Below are 14,406 nucleotides of genomic sequence, written 5' to 3'. Positions count from 1 at the left end.
CCCGTAGAACACTGTACGCATCTTCGCGAAGCGGATTACCTTCTTTGCTCCCCTCGCAGCGCGCAACGTCTGCGCGCCTCCATCGACCTGCAGGAGGCGTCTGACAAAAGGCAGCGGTCTCAAGCAAGTCGGTGCTCACCCACCCCATGACCCAAGTCGGGACCAGTAAAAGTCCTGGGGTAGCCCTACATCGTCTTCACTACTAAACCTTCTTCACCACAGCAGGCTTCAGCTTCATCGCGCCAAAACCATCAATCCGGCAATCAATGTTGTGGTCTTCCTGGCCGGTGCCGGCGTCGAAGTTCAGGCGGATGCCGCGCACCTTCGTGCCGGCCTTCAGCGGCTGCTGCGCGCCCTTGACCTTAAGGGTTTTGGTGATGGTGACCGTGTCGCCGTCAGCAAGCGCGTTGCCCACGGAGTCGACGATGGTCGGTTCGCTTCCTTCCGAGGCCGAAGCATCAGCAGAGTCGGCGGAGAACTCGTGCGCACACTCCGGGCAGACGATAAGCGGCGGCATCTCGTAGGTGTACTCAGAGGAGCATTCGGGGCAGGGCGGCAGAGTTGCGGCCGAAGTATCAGACATAGGGGAGAGTTTAACCTGCGTAGCACGAAAAGATGATCCTTCTCTCATTCCATTGATAGATACCCGGGTGGGGTATAGGCTTGAGTAAACACAATCGGACCCATTCGGAAGACTTATGAAACGCCTCATCGCCCTCACCACTGCCTGCGCCGCAGCCATCACCCTGTCCTCTTGCTCTACTGACAGCCCCGTACCGAGTGAAGCCTCGAAGAGCGCCGCTGCCACCACCGAGGTCCAGCAGGTCTCCGCCGAGGAGATCCAGGCCGGGTTCGATCTCGAAGGGTTGGATGGCCAGGAAATCGTGGACAAGCTGGACCGCCAGTCCAAGGACGAGCGCAATAGCGATCTCCTCGCATCCGTGCGCCCGAACGAGCTCATCCTCGCTACTGAACAGGGTCAGGCCTCCCTGCCGCTGCCGGAGGACAAGTTCTACCTCTCTATTGCGCCGTACCTCTCCCGTACGCACGACTGCTTCAACCACTCCCTGACCACCTGCACCGGTGAGCTCAGCCAGGAAGACATCCACGTCACCATCACGGATGACGAAGGAAATGAGCTAGTCAACGAAGACACCACGACGTTCGACAACGGCTTCATTGGCTACTGGCTGCCGGCCGACAAGAAGGGCACCATCACCATCGAGCAGGACGGCAAGACCGGCGAGGTTCCCCTGGATACCTCTGACGAAGGCGGTACCTGCGTGACCACGCTGCAGATGGCATAATCTGCCCACTCACTCACCACGGTGAATCCCACCTCCTGGGGTTCACCGTTTGTCGTTTTATGGTGTCCACGCAGTGCTTGCCGACGTCAACAGTGTTCTGGGCAAGTCCCCATACGGCCACTCCCTGAAGAAATCTCCGAGCAGGCAATTGACCACAACAAGTCCGCTGGTGTCGTCAACTCTGTTCCTTTTAGCCACGCCACCCCGTCGGCGCCGGCTTCTTGGGCGCAGGCGTTGTGGCTGCCCTGCTCGGCGCCATCGCCGCATTCCTGCAGTCTGTCGGCGTGGTCAAGGCTGACTTCTCCGCTCTGCAGAAGATGTTCCGCTAAGCACTACAGCACTATGCACTAAAGGATGCGCTGAGCATTCAGCCCCCACGTAGGCCCTCCGCTTCGGAAGCGGAGGGCCTACTGCGCTTACTGGGAGGACTCCTCTAGGCAGTCATACAGGAAGTCCATCAAGGTCGTAGCGTCATCGGATCGGAACAGTTCATCGAGGGCAAGGTTGAACTCCAGCCGCCGCGCGTGAGGGATATTCAATGCGCTGTATCCATGACTCAGCAAGAGGCCGGACGCCACTAGCCTGGCGGTCCGCTTATTCCCATCGAAATAGAACTGGCTGCGTGTTGCAGAACAGAAATAGGCCAACGCTTGCTCGACGGGGTCACCACTTCCCTGAAGGGAAGCCAACAGATCAGCATGGGCTTCGCCCAACTCTTCAGCAGGGTCGAAGGGGATGAACCCGCCGTCCATGAGCCGCACGCCACCGCCGTCTCCCTCCACGTGGCCTTCACCACGGAAAAGGCCGGCATCGAGAGCCTCGTTCCTTGCAAGGACAGCATGAAGCGCGTCACTGGTGGCTTTGTCCACCGCAAATTCTTGTTGGATGACCAGCTCATGGAGCAGGTTGAACGCTTCTGACAAGTCCAAGATCTGTTGCTGCTCAGCAAGTGCCTTCCCACCCACAGTGACGCCATCGAGCAGAGTGCGGACTTCCGGGAGAGTGAACGTGTTTCCTTCCAGCGCGGCGGCATTCCACACCAAGTCAGGAAGTTGCTTGGTTAGTCGAAACAGCGCACGCTTGGTCCCCAACTCCGCAATGAGAGGTCGCTCATGGTGCTCCCAGCTCACTCGGCTCGTCGCTCTTCTCATCACCTATGCCCTCCCACATAGTTTTCTGCGCACGCATCGATAGCAAGCTGGTGCGGTGACACGTAGTGTATTCCTGATTCTTTTGTTGCGCCCGTTAGCTCTTCACCAGCAACTGGCACGAGCGTGATCCCTCCAGATACGGGCTCAGAACTGGCACGGATCCGAGTGGGCAATGAAGACACGATGTCTGCTGGATTTGTGCACCAGATCAATGTTGATTGAGGTTCTTCTTCACCTGCGATCTGCCCCGCGACTCGTTGCGCTGCAAAAGCACCCGACATCGCCCAAGTTTGCCCACTCGCATCAACCGCTGAAGCAATCGTTATGGGATTTGACGGTAAGAAGTGGAGAGCCCCGTGGCGGCCATATGGGTTGGAGGCCCACGCGGCCCGTTCAATGAGAGCCTGGCAGCTACCGCCGCCGGCCGGGGTGTCACCCCACTGCACGAAGCGGTCAATCCAGGCTTTAACGTCTGGCTCCTCACTTGCGAGTTCCCCAAGAAGCACTCTGGCGGCTGTCGCGGCCGCGGCATCACTCATGCGGTGTACCTGTACGGAAACCTCGTATCCGAGCACGCGCATTACCTTGGCCAACCCGGTCAAGCTCGGTTGAGCTGTCCCACGCAACCACAGATTGAGCGTATTTCGCGACACTCCCGAGCGCCGCGAGATTTCGCTCAGGCTCAGCGGGCTTTTCTTGAGGAGTTGTACTGGGTCCATGGCCCTACTATAGCCAACTGTCCTATCAATAGGACACCTGTCCTACGGATAGGACAGTCAGGCCGCCTACCAGCGACATGGCAACACCACCCCGCCGTGTCCTATGATGAAGCAAATGAGCGCGGAGATTTATTCACTTCCCACAACGCCGTTGGTCACCACTGACCTCACCGAACAGGGTCCCCGGATTTCACTGCGCCGGGGGAGCAACATTCTCATGCTGGAGCTGCCGGCTACCTATCCTGAGGCAGATCTGTCTGATCCTCGGTGGGTGGTCAAGTCTCACTTCATCGATCGCCCCCATTCGGTGCGCGAATTCGCCACCGAAGAACCGCTGGAAGTCGGCATCCCCGGGCCTTTTACCCGCATCGAGGTAACCCTGCGCGATGGCGATGAGGACCTCATCGAGACCGTCACCTTCACCGGCATCACCGATGAAGCACCCTTCATCGTCTATGACCGCACCACCCTCATCGCGCCGCAGGGCACGCTCGAGGATGCCGAGCCGCTGGGCATCTGGGCCGGCTGGGAAGTGGGCCCGCTGCCGGAGCAGGTCCGAGTGCCGCAGAGGGAACCGGTGGACGTCGCCAAGCACGGCGATTTCGAGTGGGACTTCGACGTCGCCACCCTGCCCAACGCCCGGGGCCTCGATAACGAGCCCGTGTTCACCAAGTCGCCGCGCGTGCACCTCATTGCGGAAGGGGAGTGGCGCATCGATCTCACCTACGCGCCCCTCGGGGGCGAGCAGGAGGAGATTTCGGAGCAGACCTTCGACGCAGGCATCGCCGAGCCTTTCCCGGGTGACCTCTACGAAGACCCGTGGGTGGGCCGCTACAAGGTGTCGCTGTGGCACGACGAGCAGCTTGTCGACGTCCGCTTCATCTCCCTCGCCGAGGGCCTCCACATGCGCGCCACCAACGACGGTCCGCGCGGCATGGATTTCCGCATCATCGATGCTCTCGGCGCGCACTCGGCCTTCAGCTACACGTTAGCCTCCCCGCCGAAGAAACCCATCGCGTTGGAGAAGGGCCTGCGCACCTTCGAGGACACCGAGGTCTCGCGCCGCGAGGTCGTGGCCAGCGAGGCCGGCTATGAACTGGAATTCGATGTCTGGCCCGAGGCCCTGTTCAGCCGCGTCAAGCGCATCGGCCTGGAGCCCACCGAGCACTCCGATAAGCCGGTGATTTTTGCCGGCCAGCTCGATCAGGACGATATGTTCACCGTCCACTCGCCGCGCCCACTGCCGCTGGCGAAGTTCGTCACCATCGACGGCCGGCAGAAAATCAAGGAACTGGCGCGCACCTCAAAGACGACGCAGGCGGTCACCAGCCTCGCCGTCCCCAACGCCGCGCTGGCCAACGCCGTGCGCAAGCAACCAACGGCTGAGCTCTTCCTCATGTGGTCCACACTGTCCTACGAAGATTACCTGGACTCCCTCCCGGCGGGGGAGCGCGAGGCTCACCAGGCCCGCAGCTTGGAGCGGCGCATCGTCGAGTACGAAGCTTCCGCATCCACCAGCCTGATCTATGCGGCGCTGGCCACTGTCCGAAAGTCCCCGTTCGTCAGCCGCGGCCTGCTCAACGGCGATGAGATTATCATTGAGCAGAACGCAGAACCGCAGGCAGATTTAGTAGGCTGGGCCTGGCCATTGGCCGAGCCCACCGTAGCGCCCACCCAACTCACGCCCACCGAAGAGGGGTTTGAACTGCCCGCGGAGCTTGCTGAGCATGGCTCGCTGCTTGTCGACGTCCGCGAACTCCGCGCCTCCTCCAACCTCGCCGCCCCTGCACGCCCCTCCAGCGCCTCTATTGTGATCACGCCGGAAGGCTCACCGGCGGCGCTCGCCTCAAAGGACTGGACCCCGGAGCAGCTCTGGGACACCTTCCGCGCGCTTCACGTGCTCTCACAGCGCAGCCCCAACCCGAAGCTGCAGGCGATGTTCGACAGCACCATCGATCGCCTGCGCGCCCAACCGGAGGCTGCGGTCCACGCCCTAGCGCGGACCGGCGTCAGCGTGAACCAGCAGGCCCGCTCGCTTGCGCGCACGCGCTTGTTCCACTCGCCGCTGGAGCCCACTGCCGAGTCCAGCTCCGATAGCTACCTGGATCTTCTCCTCGATCCTTCAGCCAGCGAGAACCCCGAGCTCACCGCCGTGCGCGAGACCGGCGCCGATGGCCTGACCCGCCCGATGCTGCTCAATGCTGCGACCATTCACAGCCCCACACCGCCCGTCGATGACCTGATGGGGGAGGCCGGCCGCGTCGCCGCGCTGCGCGAGTGCTTTGCCAACAACGGCGCCCTCGATGCGCTGGGCACCATCGAGCACCTGCGCAAGGACGCCACGGCACTGGCCTCGCTGGTGCAAAACGCGGGCGTTGACATGTCCGTCAACCACACCCTCATCGCGTTGGGCGCCTTTGCCAGCGGAAACACCGCCGACGAGCTCAATGCAGCGGCCTGGATGCCCTATATTTCCTATGCCTTCGCCCTAGCCTCCCGCGCTGCGGCGAATGACATCATCATGGAAAGCCCCCTGCTCAAGGAGGACATGCCCATGCTTGCCGACGTCCTCCCGCTCGCCCCCCGCCTCTTCTTCTACGACCTCGTGACTGCGGAGGCGCTCTTCCACGATCGCGACCTGTAAGCCCGTGAGGTGTGCCACAATGGGTGAGCATGAAGGTTATCTCCACGAACGTCGCTGTCCGCCGCCCCGAGCCGCACGGGCGGCACGAGTACACGGGCATCGATAAGCAGCCACGCCCCTTCCTGGACCTGGAGATACCCGGGCCCAACTACGGTGACGGCTCCGGCGTAGTGGGGGATTCCATCGGTGACCACGCCCACCACGGTGGTGCCGAGAAGGCCGTGTATGCCGTGGCCCGTGAGGAGCTCGATTACTGGGAGGGCACGCTCAACCGCGTGCTGCGTGATGGCTACTTCGGGGAGAACCTCACCACAGAAGGGATTTCCTGGCCGAATATGCTGATCAACCAGCGCATTCAGGTGGGGGAGTGCGTGCTCGAAGTGTCTATCCCGCGCACGCCCTGCGCCACTTTCTCCGGCTGGATGGACGAGCCCGGTTGGCTCAAGTCCTTCACGGAGCGCGGCGATTGTGGCTCCTACCTGCGCATCATCGAACCCGGCCGCATCAACCCTGGCGATGAAATTTCGCTTATCGGCCGCCCCGACCATGACATCACCATGGGCATGGCCTTCGCCGCCAAGATGGGGGACAAGGAGCTGGCCCGGCGCGTCGTCGACGCCGGCTGCCTCGCTCCCGTTCATCACGACCAGCTGGTTAAGAGCCTGCAATCCCGCGGTTAGCTAGCCATTCATAGGTTGTCGCTTGTGAGCCGCGCGTACCATCCATACGCACGAATCGTGCCTTCACCAGTGACTTCAGCGCATATCGGACCTGCGCTCGAGTGAGGTTTGTGGCTGTTTCTATTTCGCCGATAGACAGCGGTTGTGCCGCCGTACGCAGCGCCTCCGCTACGCGCGGGGCGTTAACACCCAGGCGTTCCAAGGTCACTGGTGCATCCACTCGTCGTTCCGGGCCGGTGCCTGATTCCTCCTTGCGTAGTGGCTCCCAGATACGGGCCTCTCCACGAGTGTCCGGCCGCCACATCTTCACCGTAAATTGCACGCCAGAATCTATCAGGTCAGGCTCCGGTAGTCCTTGCTCTCGCGCGGCATCCAGCATGAGCTGCACGCCGCCGCCTTCGCCCTCAATAACAAAAGAGCCATCGTCTGCTTTGAGATATCGGCACAGTCTATAGAGCCGCTGGTTAATCTCCTGGCGCGCCAGATCTCTCGACTTGAGCTGTTCAACCGTCAGATCCCGTAGGCCTCCTGGACTGGAGATAACCATCTTGTCCGGTAATAGGCGGACATCAATCGATTTACCCGCACCCAACGTATTTGGCCCAAGATCACGGTGCACCAATGCATTAGCCACGGCCTCTCGAATGGCCGGAAGGGGAAGTTCAGGAACTTCCACCATTGATCCGTCCTCTCGATATCGCCGTACGGCGGCTAAACGTTGCCTTACCCATCCCATTACCGAGTTCAACAGCACCGGAACGGGCCCCTCAAAGGTCTCCAACCCCAACACTCGCCCGTGCTTCGAACCATTTGGTAGCCTTTGCGCCACCGTTACTGCTAAGGAGGGAAAATGCCCTTGGGGATAGAAACCCAGCGCATACAGGCCAGCAAGCGTCAGCTCTCCAGTCGCGGTCGTCACCGCTAGCGCCCGTAAGACGTCCTCATCTTGAGTAAGTCCCGATAGTCGCCGATTCTTTTTCCGCGCCTGAACCAAGAAATCTTGCACCACGTCGCTATCTAGGTCTGCAAGGCTCGTGCCTTCCACAATCGTCGTGTCATAGGACACTGCCTCTTCGGCATGCAGCTTTGCCACGTCCATCATGCGCAGCTCCGAGGCACTCATACGGTAGTCCCCATCAGCCATTCGAAGATACGCTTCTCCCCTGTAGATAGCAGGCTTATCAATAATCGGAAGACCCGTAACCTCCGCAATCACGACATGCGTGCCATCTATTGCCACACTGTCGGTATGCACTGTGACTGGAGGGGTGATGGCATGACGCGCCTGCGAGGCCAGAGCAGCCTCCATCTCCGAAGGATTCTCAATGCCAGTGACAATGAATCCTTCCTTCTCATTGACACCGAGAATGATAAGGCCGCCACTCGGCATGTTTGCGAACGCGCACAATGTCTGCGGTAGAGAGTCCGGAGTGCCCCCTTGAGCGGTTTTGACCTCGACTGTTGTTGAATCACCGCCGCGCAACTCAAGCTCAGCCAATAGCTCTCTCAGCTGATTCTCGGACCAATTGTTCACGATGAATACCCGCCCTCAATGTTAACAATGACGGCTCAATGCTAACTTCATTCCTCTTCAATGACAAGAGTTCTCATTGATCTTCCCATTGAGGTGTCATTGACATTCTCATTGAGGCCAAATTATGGCCCTGAAACCCCGTATGTTTAAGCTTTATCTAGCGCATAAACCGCAATGAGTGGTTGGATAAGAGTTATCCAACCACTCATTTGCTGTCTGACGAATGGATAGCCTCTACAAGCCTCACTACGTTACCGAGAGCTGGATCCCCGAATCAGGCTCCGGCACTCCCCGGCGCGATAAGGCCGGAGGCCCTTTTTAGGTCTATGTCCCTGACCATCTTGTAAGTAAGGCATGGAGTTTTCCCCAGAGCTCACCAGCCGGGCAGCACGTATCGAGCGAGAGATCTTGGATCTCAACCGTCATGCTGCTTCTGGCCAGTTGAAGTCTGTGGCCCGCTTACTCATGCGTTCTGAGGCGATTTCTTCCTCACGCATTGAAGGTATTGCGCCCAACGTCGACAAGGTTGTCCTCGCGGAACTCGCCCAAAAGGAGGAAGTCCGCGGCTTTAAGGAAGTCCGCGGCTTTAAGGAAAGCGCGGAAGAGGTTGCGCGTAACCTCACCGTTCTGTGTTCCATTGAGAAGAGCTTTGCCACCGAACCAACATCTCCATCGGCCTTCTTGAAAAGCTCCAAAGAGAGTTGATGGGGGAGAAGGGCTCTATCCCCACTGGTCTTCGCACTATTCAGAACTGGATTGGTGGAAGTAACCACACACCCATTGGGGCCGAGTTCATCCCAGCGCCCCCAGGCCTAGTCCATGACCTCGTGGACGACTTATGTCTTTACCTCGATGGCGCTTCGCACGGTGCTCTCATCCAGGCCGCAATTGCTCACGCTCAGTTTGAAACGATTCATCCCTTTGCAGACGGCAACGGGCACGTTGGCCGTGCTCTCATTCATGGGATTCTTCTGCGTCGCGGACTTACTGAATACACCATTCTGCCGGTATGCCTCGTCCTCGGTACGTGGTCCAAATCGAAAGCTACCTGCCTTTTCGCACCATCAAGCGTGGGAAAATCCTCACCATGAAGCGCACGTATAAGTGGGAGCATGTCGAGATTCCCCTCATCCGGAACTAGGCCGCAGTTCATTTTTTAAGAGCCGGTTTGACCGCTTCCGGAGTGCAATACGGCGATGGATACGAGGCCACGTGGGAGCTGCGCGCCGCGGAGAACTGGGTGACCGAACGTGTGACGGTGAACGTTGAAGGCGACGGATGGGGGCGAAGCCTCGAGCTGTTTAGGTCCGAGCAAGGCGTGTGGTCGGCGGAAACCAATGAAGAGGGTGCCCAGCCTGAAGATCTGCCCTCCCCCGGTATCGTCCAGTCAGCCGACCTGAAAGCCGCACTCGATTGCGATCTCGGTCTGTGCCCTCTCACCAACACAATGCCTATTCGTCGCTTGACGCTGCTTGAGACTCAGGTTCCGAAAACGCAACTGATCATGGCTTGGATTGATATACCGTCCCTCCAGGTGATCGCATCAGACCAGTACTACAGCTCCGTCGATTCTGAAACTGTCCGATATGAAAGCGGAACACGGGGAGTCGACGTCGAGTTGGAGGTCGACGGTGGCGGCGTGGTCGTACACTACCCTGATCTCGCACGGCGGGTCTGATCCGGAAGCAACTCTAACTAAGCTGGGCGGTATGAACGACCTGACCATCGCGCCTGGCCCAGGGATCCCCGGGGGTCTGGTCATCGTCGCCGCCGACCTGACGGAGCGGTTCGCGAAGTCGTCGGGACCAGGTGGCCAAGGCGTCAATACTACGGACAGCAAAGTGCAGCTTTCCGTCGATATCGCTACGTGCTCATCGCTTTCCGACGCCCTGCGTCGCCGCGTCCTTCACAACCTCGAACACCGCCTGGACGGCACAGTGCTCACCGTGAGCGCGTCGACGCAGCGCTCGCAGGTCCGTAACCGCACCGAGGCGCGAGAGCGCATGGCCGCCCTCTTGCGTGAGGCGCTCGCTCCGCTTCCTCCTCCGCGGCGCAGGACCAAGCCGACGCAGAGCTCGGTGCGACGCCGTCTCGAAGCGAAAAAGCGGCGCTCGGAACTCAAGTCCACGCGACGGCGGCCCCAAATTCCCTAGTTCGAACCATCCGCATGCATATCCTCACGCTGACGGACCTGGTTCGGGTAACCGCTACGCTGAGACAGCTTGGACCGGTTGAATCCGCTCGATTTCTGAGAGGATCTTGTCTTCCGCCACGTCCAAGTCATATTGAGCCTGTAACCCGAGCCAGAACTGGGGGCTCATCTCGAAAAACTTCGCTAGACGAAGGGCCGTGTCAGCGGTTACAGCGCGCTTACCGTGAACAATTTCGTTGATCCGGCGGGGCGGAACGCCGATGGAGACGGCGAGCTTGTGCTGGGTGATCCCCATTCCTTTGAGGAAGTCCTCCATGAGGATCTCACCGGGGTGAACCGGAGGGAGCTTGTCAGTGGTAGTCAACGATCTCAACCTCCTCTGGCCCCGCCGATCACCTTTCAACGCCTCGAGCCGGTTTCCCGGGGGAATCCGCTCTCGATTCCACAGACGCTCAGTGTCCTTGTCAGCGAACGACTGGATCATGCTTCACCTTATCCCCCATAACGCGAAGCGTCAATAACGCTGCGCGTTAAATTTGAACTCCACGGCATGTAGTTGCAAAGTTACTTTCTCGTTAGCCTGCAACAATCAGAAAACTGTAATTACGTCAGCACACAGAGAACATATGGGCGCATGGAAACACGTAAAGGTTGTGCGGGATGGCGTGGACGTCAACGTGAAGATTCTGGAGAACCTCGCCGCGCACGTCGCTCCCGCGTTGGGTGGCAGCCGAACCACAAAGGACCAGTCATCTGCTATCCCATCGACTAATTCCTGCAGGTCGCAGGACCTTCGCGTAACCGTCAGTTCAGTGCATTTTGAATAGTTCAGCACACGTTGTACTGTTCAGCACATGCTGACTATTGCTTCACGCCTCGACGTTATGAACCGGCTCGGCCGGGCCATGGCTGATCCGACGCGTTCCCGAATCCTGATGACCCTACTCGACGGTCCGGGCTACCCGGCCGAGATTTCGCAAAGCTTGGATCTGACTCGCTCGAACGTCTCGAACCACCTGTCCTGCCTACGCGATTGCGGCATCGTCGTCGCTGAGCCGGAGGGCCGTAAGACCCGCTACGAAATTGCCGATCCGCACCTCGCGGCGGCGCTCGAAGCGCTGGTCAACGCGACGCTGGCCGTCGACGAGAATGCCCCCTGCATCGACAATGAGTGCTCGGTGCCCGGCTGCGGCGAGAAAGGAACGGACGCATGAGTTCAGCATGTGGATGCGAACACGAACCCGCCACGGAGATCGAAGAGCTCGATCGGCCATGGTGGAAGGACCCCGAGCTACTGCTACCGATCTTCTCCGGCGTAGCCCTCATTACAGGACTGGCGCTGGACTGGTCCGACTTGGAGACGCCCGCAACGGTACTGTATTGGCTTGGCCTGCTGTTAGGCGCTTACACGTTCGCACCTGGAGCGATCCGGAACCTTGTCACGAAGCGCAAGCTCGGCATTGGTTTGCTTATGACGATCAGCGCGGTCGGCGCGGTGATCCTTGGTTTCGTCGGAGAGGCCGCGGCGCTGGCGTTCCTGTACTCGATCGCCGAGGCGCTGGAAGACAAGGCGATGGACCGGGCCCAAGGCGGACTGCGGGCACTATTGAAGCTGGTACCGCAAACCGCGACCGTGCTGCGCGACGGTACGACGGCCGAGATCACTGCGAAGGACCTTGAGGTTGGCGAGCTAATGGTCGTACGCCCCGGGGAGCGGATCGCCACGGACGGCATCATTCGGTCCGGACGCTCCAGCCTTGACACCTCAGCGATCACCGGAGAATCCATTCCGGAGGAGGTTGCGCCCGGCGACGAGGTACCCGCGGGAGCGATCAACTCCGCCGGTGTGCTGGAGGTCGAGACGACCGCAGCTGGAACGGACAACTCGCTGACCACACTCGTCGACCTCGTCGAGCAGGCGCAGGCGGAGAAGGGTGACCGCGCCCGGATCGCCGACCGGATTGCCCGACCTCTCGTGCCCGGGGTGATGATCCTGGCGGTGCTGGTCGGCGTGATCGGCTCGCTGTTGGGCGACCCCGAGACTTGGATCACCCGTGCGCTGGTGGTCCTGGTCGCAGCGTCGCCGTGCGCGCTGGCAATCTCCGTGCCGCTGACGGTCGTGGCCGCGATCGGCGCGGCCAGCCAGTTCGGAGTAGTCATCAAGTCCGGCGCGGCGTTCGAGCGACTCGGCGGCATCCGTCACCTAGCGGTAGACAAAACCGGAACCCTTACCCGCAACCAGCCCGAGGTTACCGGAGTGGTCCCGGCAGACGGATTCGATCGGGCGCAGGTGCTTTCCTTCGCGGCGGCGGTTGAGCAGCAATCGACGCACCCCCTCGCCGCGGCGATCGTGGCAACGGAGCCCGAAGCGCCCACCGCCTTGGATATCAGCGAGGAAGCCGGTCAAGGCATCGGCGGCACCGTCGAAGGCCGACGGGTGCTGGTCGGCAGCCCCCGATGGATCGACGCCGGGCCACTGAAGGCGGACGTTGAGCGCATGGAGTCCGAAGGCCAGACCTGCGTCCTAGTCACCGTCGATGACGCTCTCGCCGGGGCGATCGGGGTGCGCGACGAGTTGCGGCCCGAGGTGCCCGATGCCGTGCAGTCCCTGCACGACAACGACGTGGAAGTGAGCATGCTCACCGGCGATAACACTCGCACCGCCCGGGCGCTGGCTGAAATCGCCGGAATCGACGACGTGCGCGCCGAGCTGCGACCGGAGGACAAGGCAAGCATCGTCGCCGAACTCTCCTCCAAGACGCCGACGGCGATGATCGGCGACGGCATCAACGACGCGCCGGCACTGGCGGGCGCAACGGTGGGCATTGCGATGGGAGCAACCGGCTCTGACGCCGCGATCGAGTCCGCTGACGTCGCCTTCACTGGCCACGACCTCCGGCTGATCCCGCAGGCGCTGCAGCACGCCCGCCGAGGCAGCAGGATCATCAACCAAAACATCGTGCTGTCTCTGGCCATCATCATCGTGTTGATGCCACTGGCGATCAGCGGTGTACTGGGCTTGGCCGCCGTCGTGTTGGTACACGAAGTCGCCGAAGTCATCGTGATCTTGAACGGCCTGCGGGCTGCACGAGCGAAACGCTGAGGCTGTGACCGGCAAGTCTTATAAGGGTTAAACCACGCGCCGAGCGCACACACGTTGGACCAGGCGAGTCATTCGAGTTCACCACCTGGTCCTTCTCGATGCGTGCAGGCACGGGAACTGTGGGGGAACCTAATAGTTCAACGGTTCGATACCGCTTGCAGATTCTTCACACGAGGTAGCGGAATGGACCGAGGCCGAACGAAAACCCGAGTTAGAGACAGCGCTCTTCAACCTACCCCCAATAACGCGAAACGTCATTAACGCCTCGCGTTACACGTTGAACTTGAACTCGACGGAGTGTCGTCGATAAATAACCATTTGATGCGCGCGTGCGGAATTAACAACGAAATACCGCTAAAACAGACAACATATGGGGTGCACAGAAACACATATAAGTTCTGCGGAAAACCTATAGGGTGCGTCGCTAAAAACCGCTGTGCGCGAAAAACATAAAGGGTTTACGGACCCGGTCCCAGACCCCTCAATACTCTGAGCCGGAAGAATGGAAAGTGGAAGGTTGATGTATCCCCACTATTTATTTTTTCCGTTTTTCGGAGTACATCGGGAGCTACAACTGCGGACCAGCTCTGTGTGAACTAGATGAGAAGGCGCAGCAGCGAATCATCGACGCTGGACAGTTGGTGCTGCGGGCACGCGAGCGGCACCCCCAGCGGTCACTCGCGGAGCACTACAACCCGTTATCGATGGACCCAATTCTGCTCAAGGCTCACAACAACTTGGACCGGGAAGTCGATAAGGCTTTCGATGTGGCACGCAAACTCACCAACGAGCGCCAGCGCCAGGAGCTACTGTTCGCCAGCTACGGGGAGTTGGCGAGGGGCTATGTCTCCTCGCTTTCATCAAAATCGAAACCACCAGCAGGGTCGTTCCCCGTGCGGGTGATTTTGATCGGTCCCGCTGCTGGGTGTAGAACCCTGTCGCTGGCAACGCCGGGAACTATGACTGTGCCCGACGAGAACACGTCACTGCCATAACGCGGCTCACGGTAGACGAACATGGGTCGTTCACTACTACTGGTGGATTTCGGTTTTGGTGGTGGGGGGATTACCGCCGCCGGCCTCGATTTTTCCGTTGAGGAGGTCGTTGACTACTTCC

Annotated in this window: 15 protein-coding genes; 10 read left to right on the top strand and 5 right to left on the bottom strand. The window is 60.1% G+C overall.

Annotation, left to right across the window (positions count from 1 at the left end; all coding sequences use genetic code 11):
• Positions 1-202 precede the first annotated feature (202 nt).
• Complete coding sequence (locus HMPREF2807_RS01985) at positions 203-583, bottom strand: zinc ribbon domain-containing protein YjdM (RefSeq protein WP_049154826.1); 381 nt, start codon at positions 581-583, stop codon at positions 203-205.
• Positions 584-698: 115 nt separating this feature from the next.
• Here HMPREF2807_RS01985 and HMPREF2807_RS01980 point away from each other — a divergent pair, with 115 nt between their 5' ends.
• A complete protein-coding gene (locus HMPREF2807_RS01980; protein WP_070510076.1) occupies positions 699-1,307 on the top strand; it encodes a CueP family metal-binding protein in 609 nt (202 codons plus the stop codon).
• 416 nt (positions 1,308-1,723) lie between these two features.
• On the opposite strand, the gene HMPREF2807_RS01975 is transcribed toward HMPREF2807_RS01980, so the two are convergent.
• Both HMPREF2807_RS01975 and HMPREF2807_RS13350 read right to left on the bottom strand, forming a co-directional pair.
• On the bottom strand, positions 1,724-2,437 hold the full coding sequence (locus HMPREF2807_RS01975; protein ID WP_232751598.1) for a Fic family protein: 714 nt from the start codon (positions 2,435-2,437) through the stop codon (positions 1,724-1,726).
• 20 nt (positions 2,438-2,457) lie between these two features.
• Positions 2,458-3,177, bottom strand: a complete 720-nt coding sequence (locus tag HMPREF2807_RS13350) for a helix-turn-helix domain-containing protein (protein ID WP_083306662.1) — start codon at positions 3,175-3,177, stop codon at positions 2,458-2,460.
• A gap of 115 nt (positions 3,178-3,292) precedes the next feature.
• Between HMPREF2807_RS13350 and HMPREF2807_RS01970 the strand changes: the two genes are divergently transcribed.
• Both HMPREF2807_RS01970 and HMPREF2807_RS01965 read left to right on the top strand, forming a co-directional pair.
• On the top strand, positions 3,293-5,821 hold the full coding sequence (locus HMPREF2807_RS01970; RefSeq protein ID WP_070510069.1) for a hypothetical protein: 2,529 nt from the start codon (positions 3,293-3,295) through the stop codon (positions 5,819-5,821).
• A gap of 29 nt (positions 5,822-5,850) precedes the next feature.
• Positions 5,851-6,501 (top strand): MOSC domain-containing protein, encoded by a 651-nt coding sequence (locus tag HMPREF2807_RS01965; protein ID WP_070510066.1) that lies wholly within the window; start codon positions 5,851-5,853, stop codon positions 6,499-6,501.
• On the opposite strand, the gene HMPREF2807_RS01960 is transcribed toward HMPREF2807_RS01965, so the two are convergent.
• On the bottom strand, positions 6,476-8,035 hold the full coding sequence (locus HMPREF2807_RS01960; RefSeq protein WP_070510063.1) for an ATP-binding protein: 1,560 nt from the start codon (positions 8,033-8,035) through the stop codon (positions 6,476-6,478). The two genes, HMPREF2807_RS01965 and HMPREF2807_RS01960, sit on opposite strands and share 26 nt — an antisense overlap.
• A 354-nt stretch (positions 8,036-8,389) precedes the next feature.
• Between HMPREF2807_RS01960 and HMPREF2807_RS14105 the strand changes: the two genes are divergently transcribed.
• The 4 genes from HMPREF2807_RS14105 (at position 8,390) to arfB (ending at position 10,188) form a co-directional block, all read left to right on the top strand.
• Positions 8,390-8,740, top strand: coding sequence for a Fic/DOC family N-terminal domain-containing protein (locus tag HMPREF2807_RS14105; protein WP_083306660.1), 351 nt, complete (start codon positions 8,390-8,392; stop codon positions 8,738-8,740).
• Positions 8,740-9,126: a Fic family protein gene (locus HMPREF2807_RS14100; protein ID WP_083306659.1), complete on the top strand. Its 387-nt coding sequence runs from the start codon at positions 8,740-8,742 to the stop codon at positions 9,124-9,126. Before HMPREF2807_RS14105 ends, HMPREF2807_RS14100 begins: the two co-directional genes overlap by 1 nt.
• Before the next feature lie 77 nt (positions 9,127-9,203).
• Positions 9,204-9,713, top strand: coding sequence for a putative glycolipid-binding domain-containing protein (locus HMPREF2807_RS01950; protein WP_232751597.1), 510 nt, complete (start codon positions 9,204-9,206; stop codon positions 9,711-9,713).
• A gap of 31 nt (positions 9,714-9,744) precedes the next feature.
• The gene (gene arfB / locus HMPREF2807_RS01945) at positions 9,745-10,188 is read left to right on the top strand and encodes an alternative ribosome rescue aminoacyl-tRNA hydrolase ArfB (protein ID WP_070510056.1); all 444 of its coding nucleotides are present in this window, start codon (positions 9,745-9,747) and stop codon (positions 10,186-10,188) included.
• A 54-nt stretch (positions 10,189-10,242) separates the two neighbouring features.
• Here the strand turns inward: arfB and HMPREF2807_RS01940 are convergent, their stop codons facing one another.
• Positions 10,243-10,551, bottom strand: a complete 309-nt coding sequence (locus HMPREF2807_RS01940; RefSeq protein ID WP_029158886.1) for a HigA family addiction module antitoxin — start codon at positions 10,549-10,551, stop codon at positions 10,243-10,245.
• A 490-nt stretch (positions 10,552-11,041) separates the two neighbouring features.
• Between HMPREF2807_RS01940 and HMPREF2807_RS01935 the strand changes: the two genes are divergently transcribed.
• From HMPREF2807_RS01935 to HMPREF2807_RS14325, 3 genes are all read left to right on the top strand, one after another.
• On the top strand, positions 11,042-11,401 hold the full coding sequence (locus HMPREF2807_RS01935; protein WP_070510053.1) for a Cd(II)/Pb(II)-sensing metalloregulatory transcriptional regulator CmtR: 360 nt from the start codon (positions 11,042-11,044) through the stop codon (positions 11,399-11,401).
• Entirely contained in the window at positions 11,398-13,290 is a 1,893-nt protein-coding gene (locus HMPREF2807_RS01930; RefSeq protein ID WP_070510049.1) for a heavy metal translocating P-type ATPase, read from the top strand. Before HMPREF2807_RS01935 ends, HMPREF2807_RS01930 begins: the two co-directional genes overlap by 4 nt.
• 641 nt (positions 13,291-13,931) lie before the next feature.
• Positions 13,932-14,285 (top strand): type IIL restriction-modification enzyme MmeI, encoded by a 354-nt coding sequence (locus tag HMPREF2807_RS14325; RefSeq protein WP_016423158.1) that lies wholly within the window; start codon positions 13,932-13,934, stop codon positions 14,283-14,285.
• Positions 14,286-14,406 lie beyond the last annotated feature (121 nt).

The sequence above is a fragment of the Corynebacterium sp. HMSC074A09 genome, from assembly GCF_001811545.1.
Classification (GTDB): domain Bacteria; phylum Actinomycetota; class Actinomycetes; order Mycobacteriales; family Mycobacteriaceae; genus Corynebacterium; species Corynebacterium hiratae.
This window is presented reverse-complemented; position numbering and strand designations above follow the sequence as displayed.

Bases quoted from the DNA above. Each gene is read 5' to 3' on its own strand.
- HMPREF2807_RS01935 (WP_070510053.1), top strand. From the start codon at position 11,042: ATGCTGACTATTGCTTCACGCCTCGACGTTATGAACCGGCTCGGCCGG.
- arfB (WP_070510056.1), top strand. From the start codon at position 9,745: ATGAACGACCTGACCATCGCGCCTGGCCCAGGGATCCCCGGGGGTCTG.
- HMPREF2807_RS01970 (WP_070510069.1), top strand. From the start codon at position 3,293: ATGAGCGCGGAGATTTATTCACTTCCCACAACGCCGTTGGTCACCACT.
- HMPREF2807_RS14100 (WP_083306659.1), top strand. From the start codon at position 8,740: ATGGGGGAGAAGGGCTCTATCCCCACTGGTCTTCGCACTATTCAGAAC.
- HMPREF2807_RS13350 (WP_083306662.1), bottom strand. From the start codon at position 3,177: ATGGACCCAGTACAACTCCTCAAGAAAAGCCCGCTGAGCCTGAGCGAA.
- HMPREF2807_RS14105 (WP_083306660.1), top strand. From the start codon at position 8,390: ATGGAGTTTTCCCCAGAGCTCACCAGCCGGGCAGCACGTATCGAGCGA.
- HMPREF2807_RS01980 (WP_070510076.1), top strand. From the start codon at position 699: ATGAAACGCCTCATCGCCCTCACCACTGCCTGCGCCGCAGCCATCACC.
- HMPREF2807_RS01930 (WP_070510049.1), top strand. From the start codon at position 11,398: ATGAGTTCAGCATGTGGATGCGAACACGAACCCGCCACGGAGATCGAA.
- HMPREF2807_RS01965 (WP_070510066.1), top strand. From the start codon at position 5,851: ATGAAGGTTATCTCCACGAACGTCGCTGTCCGCCGCCCCGAGCCGCAC.
- HMPREF2807_RS01985 (WP_049154826.1), bottom strand. From the start codon at position 583: ATGTCTGATACTTCGGCCGCAACTCTGCCGCCCTGCCCCGAATGCTCC.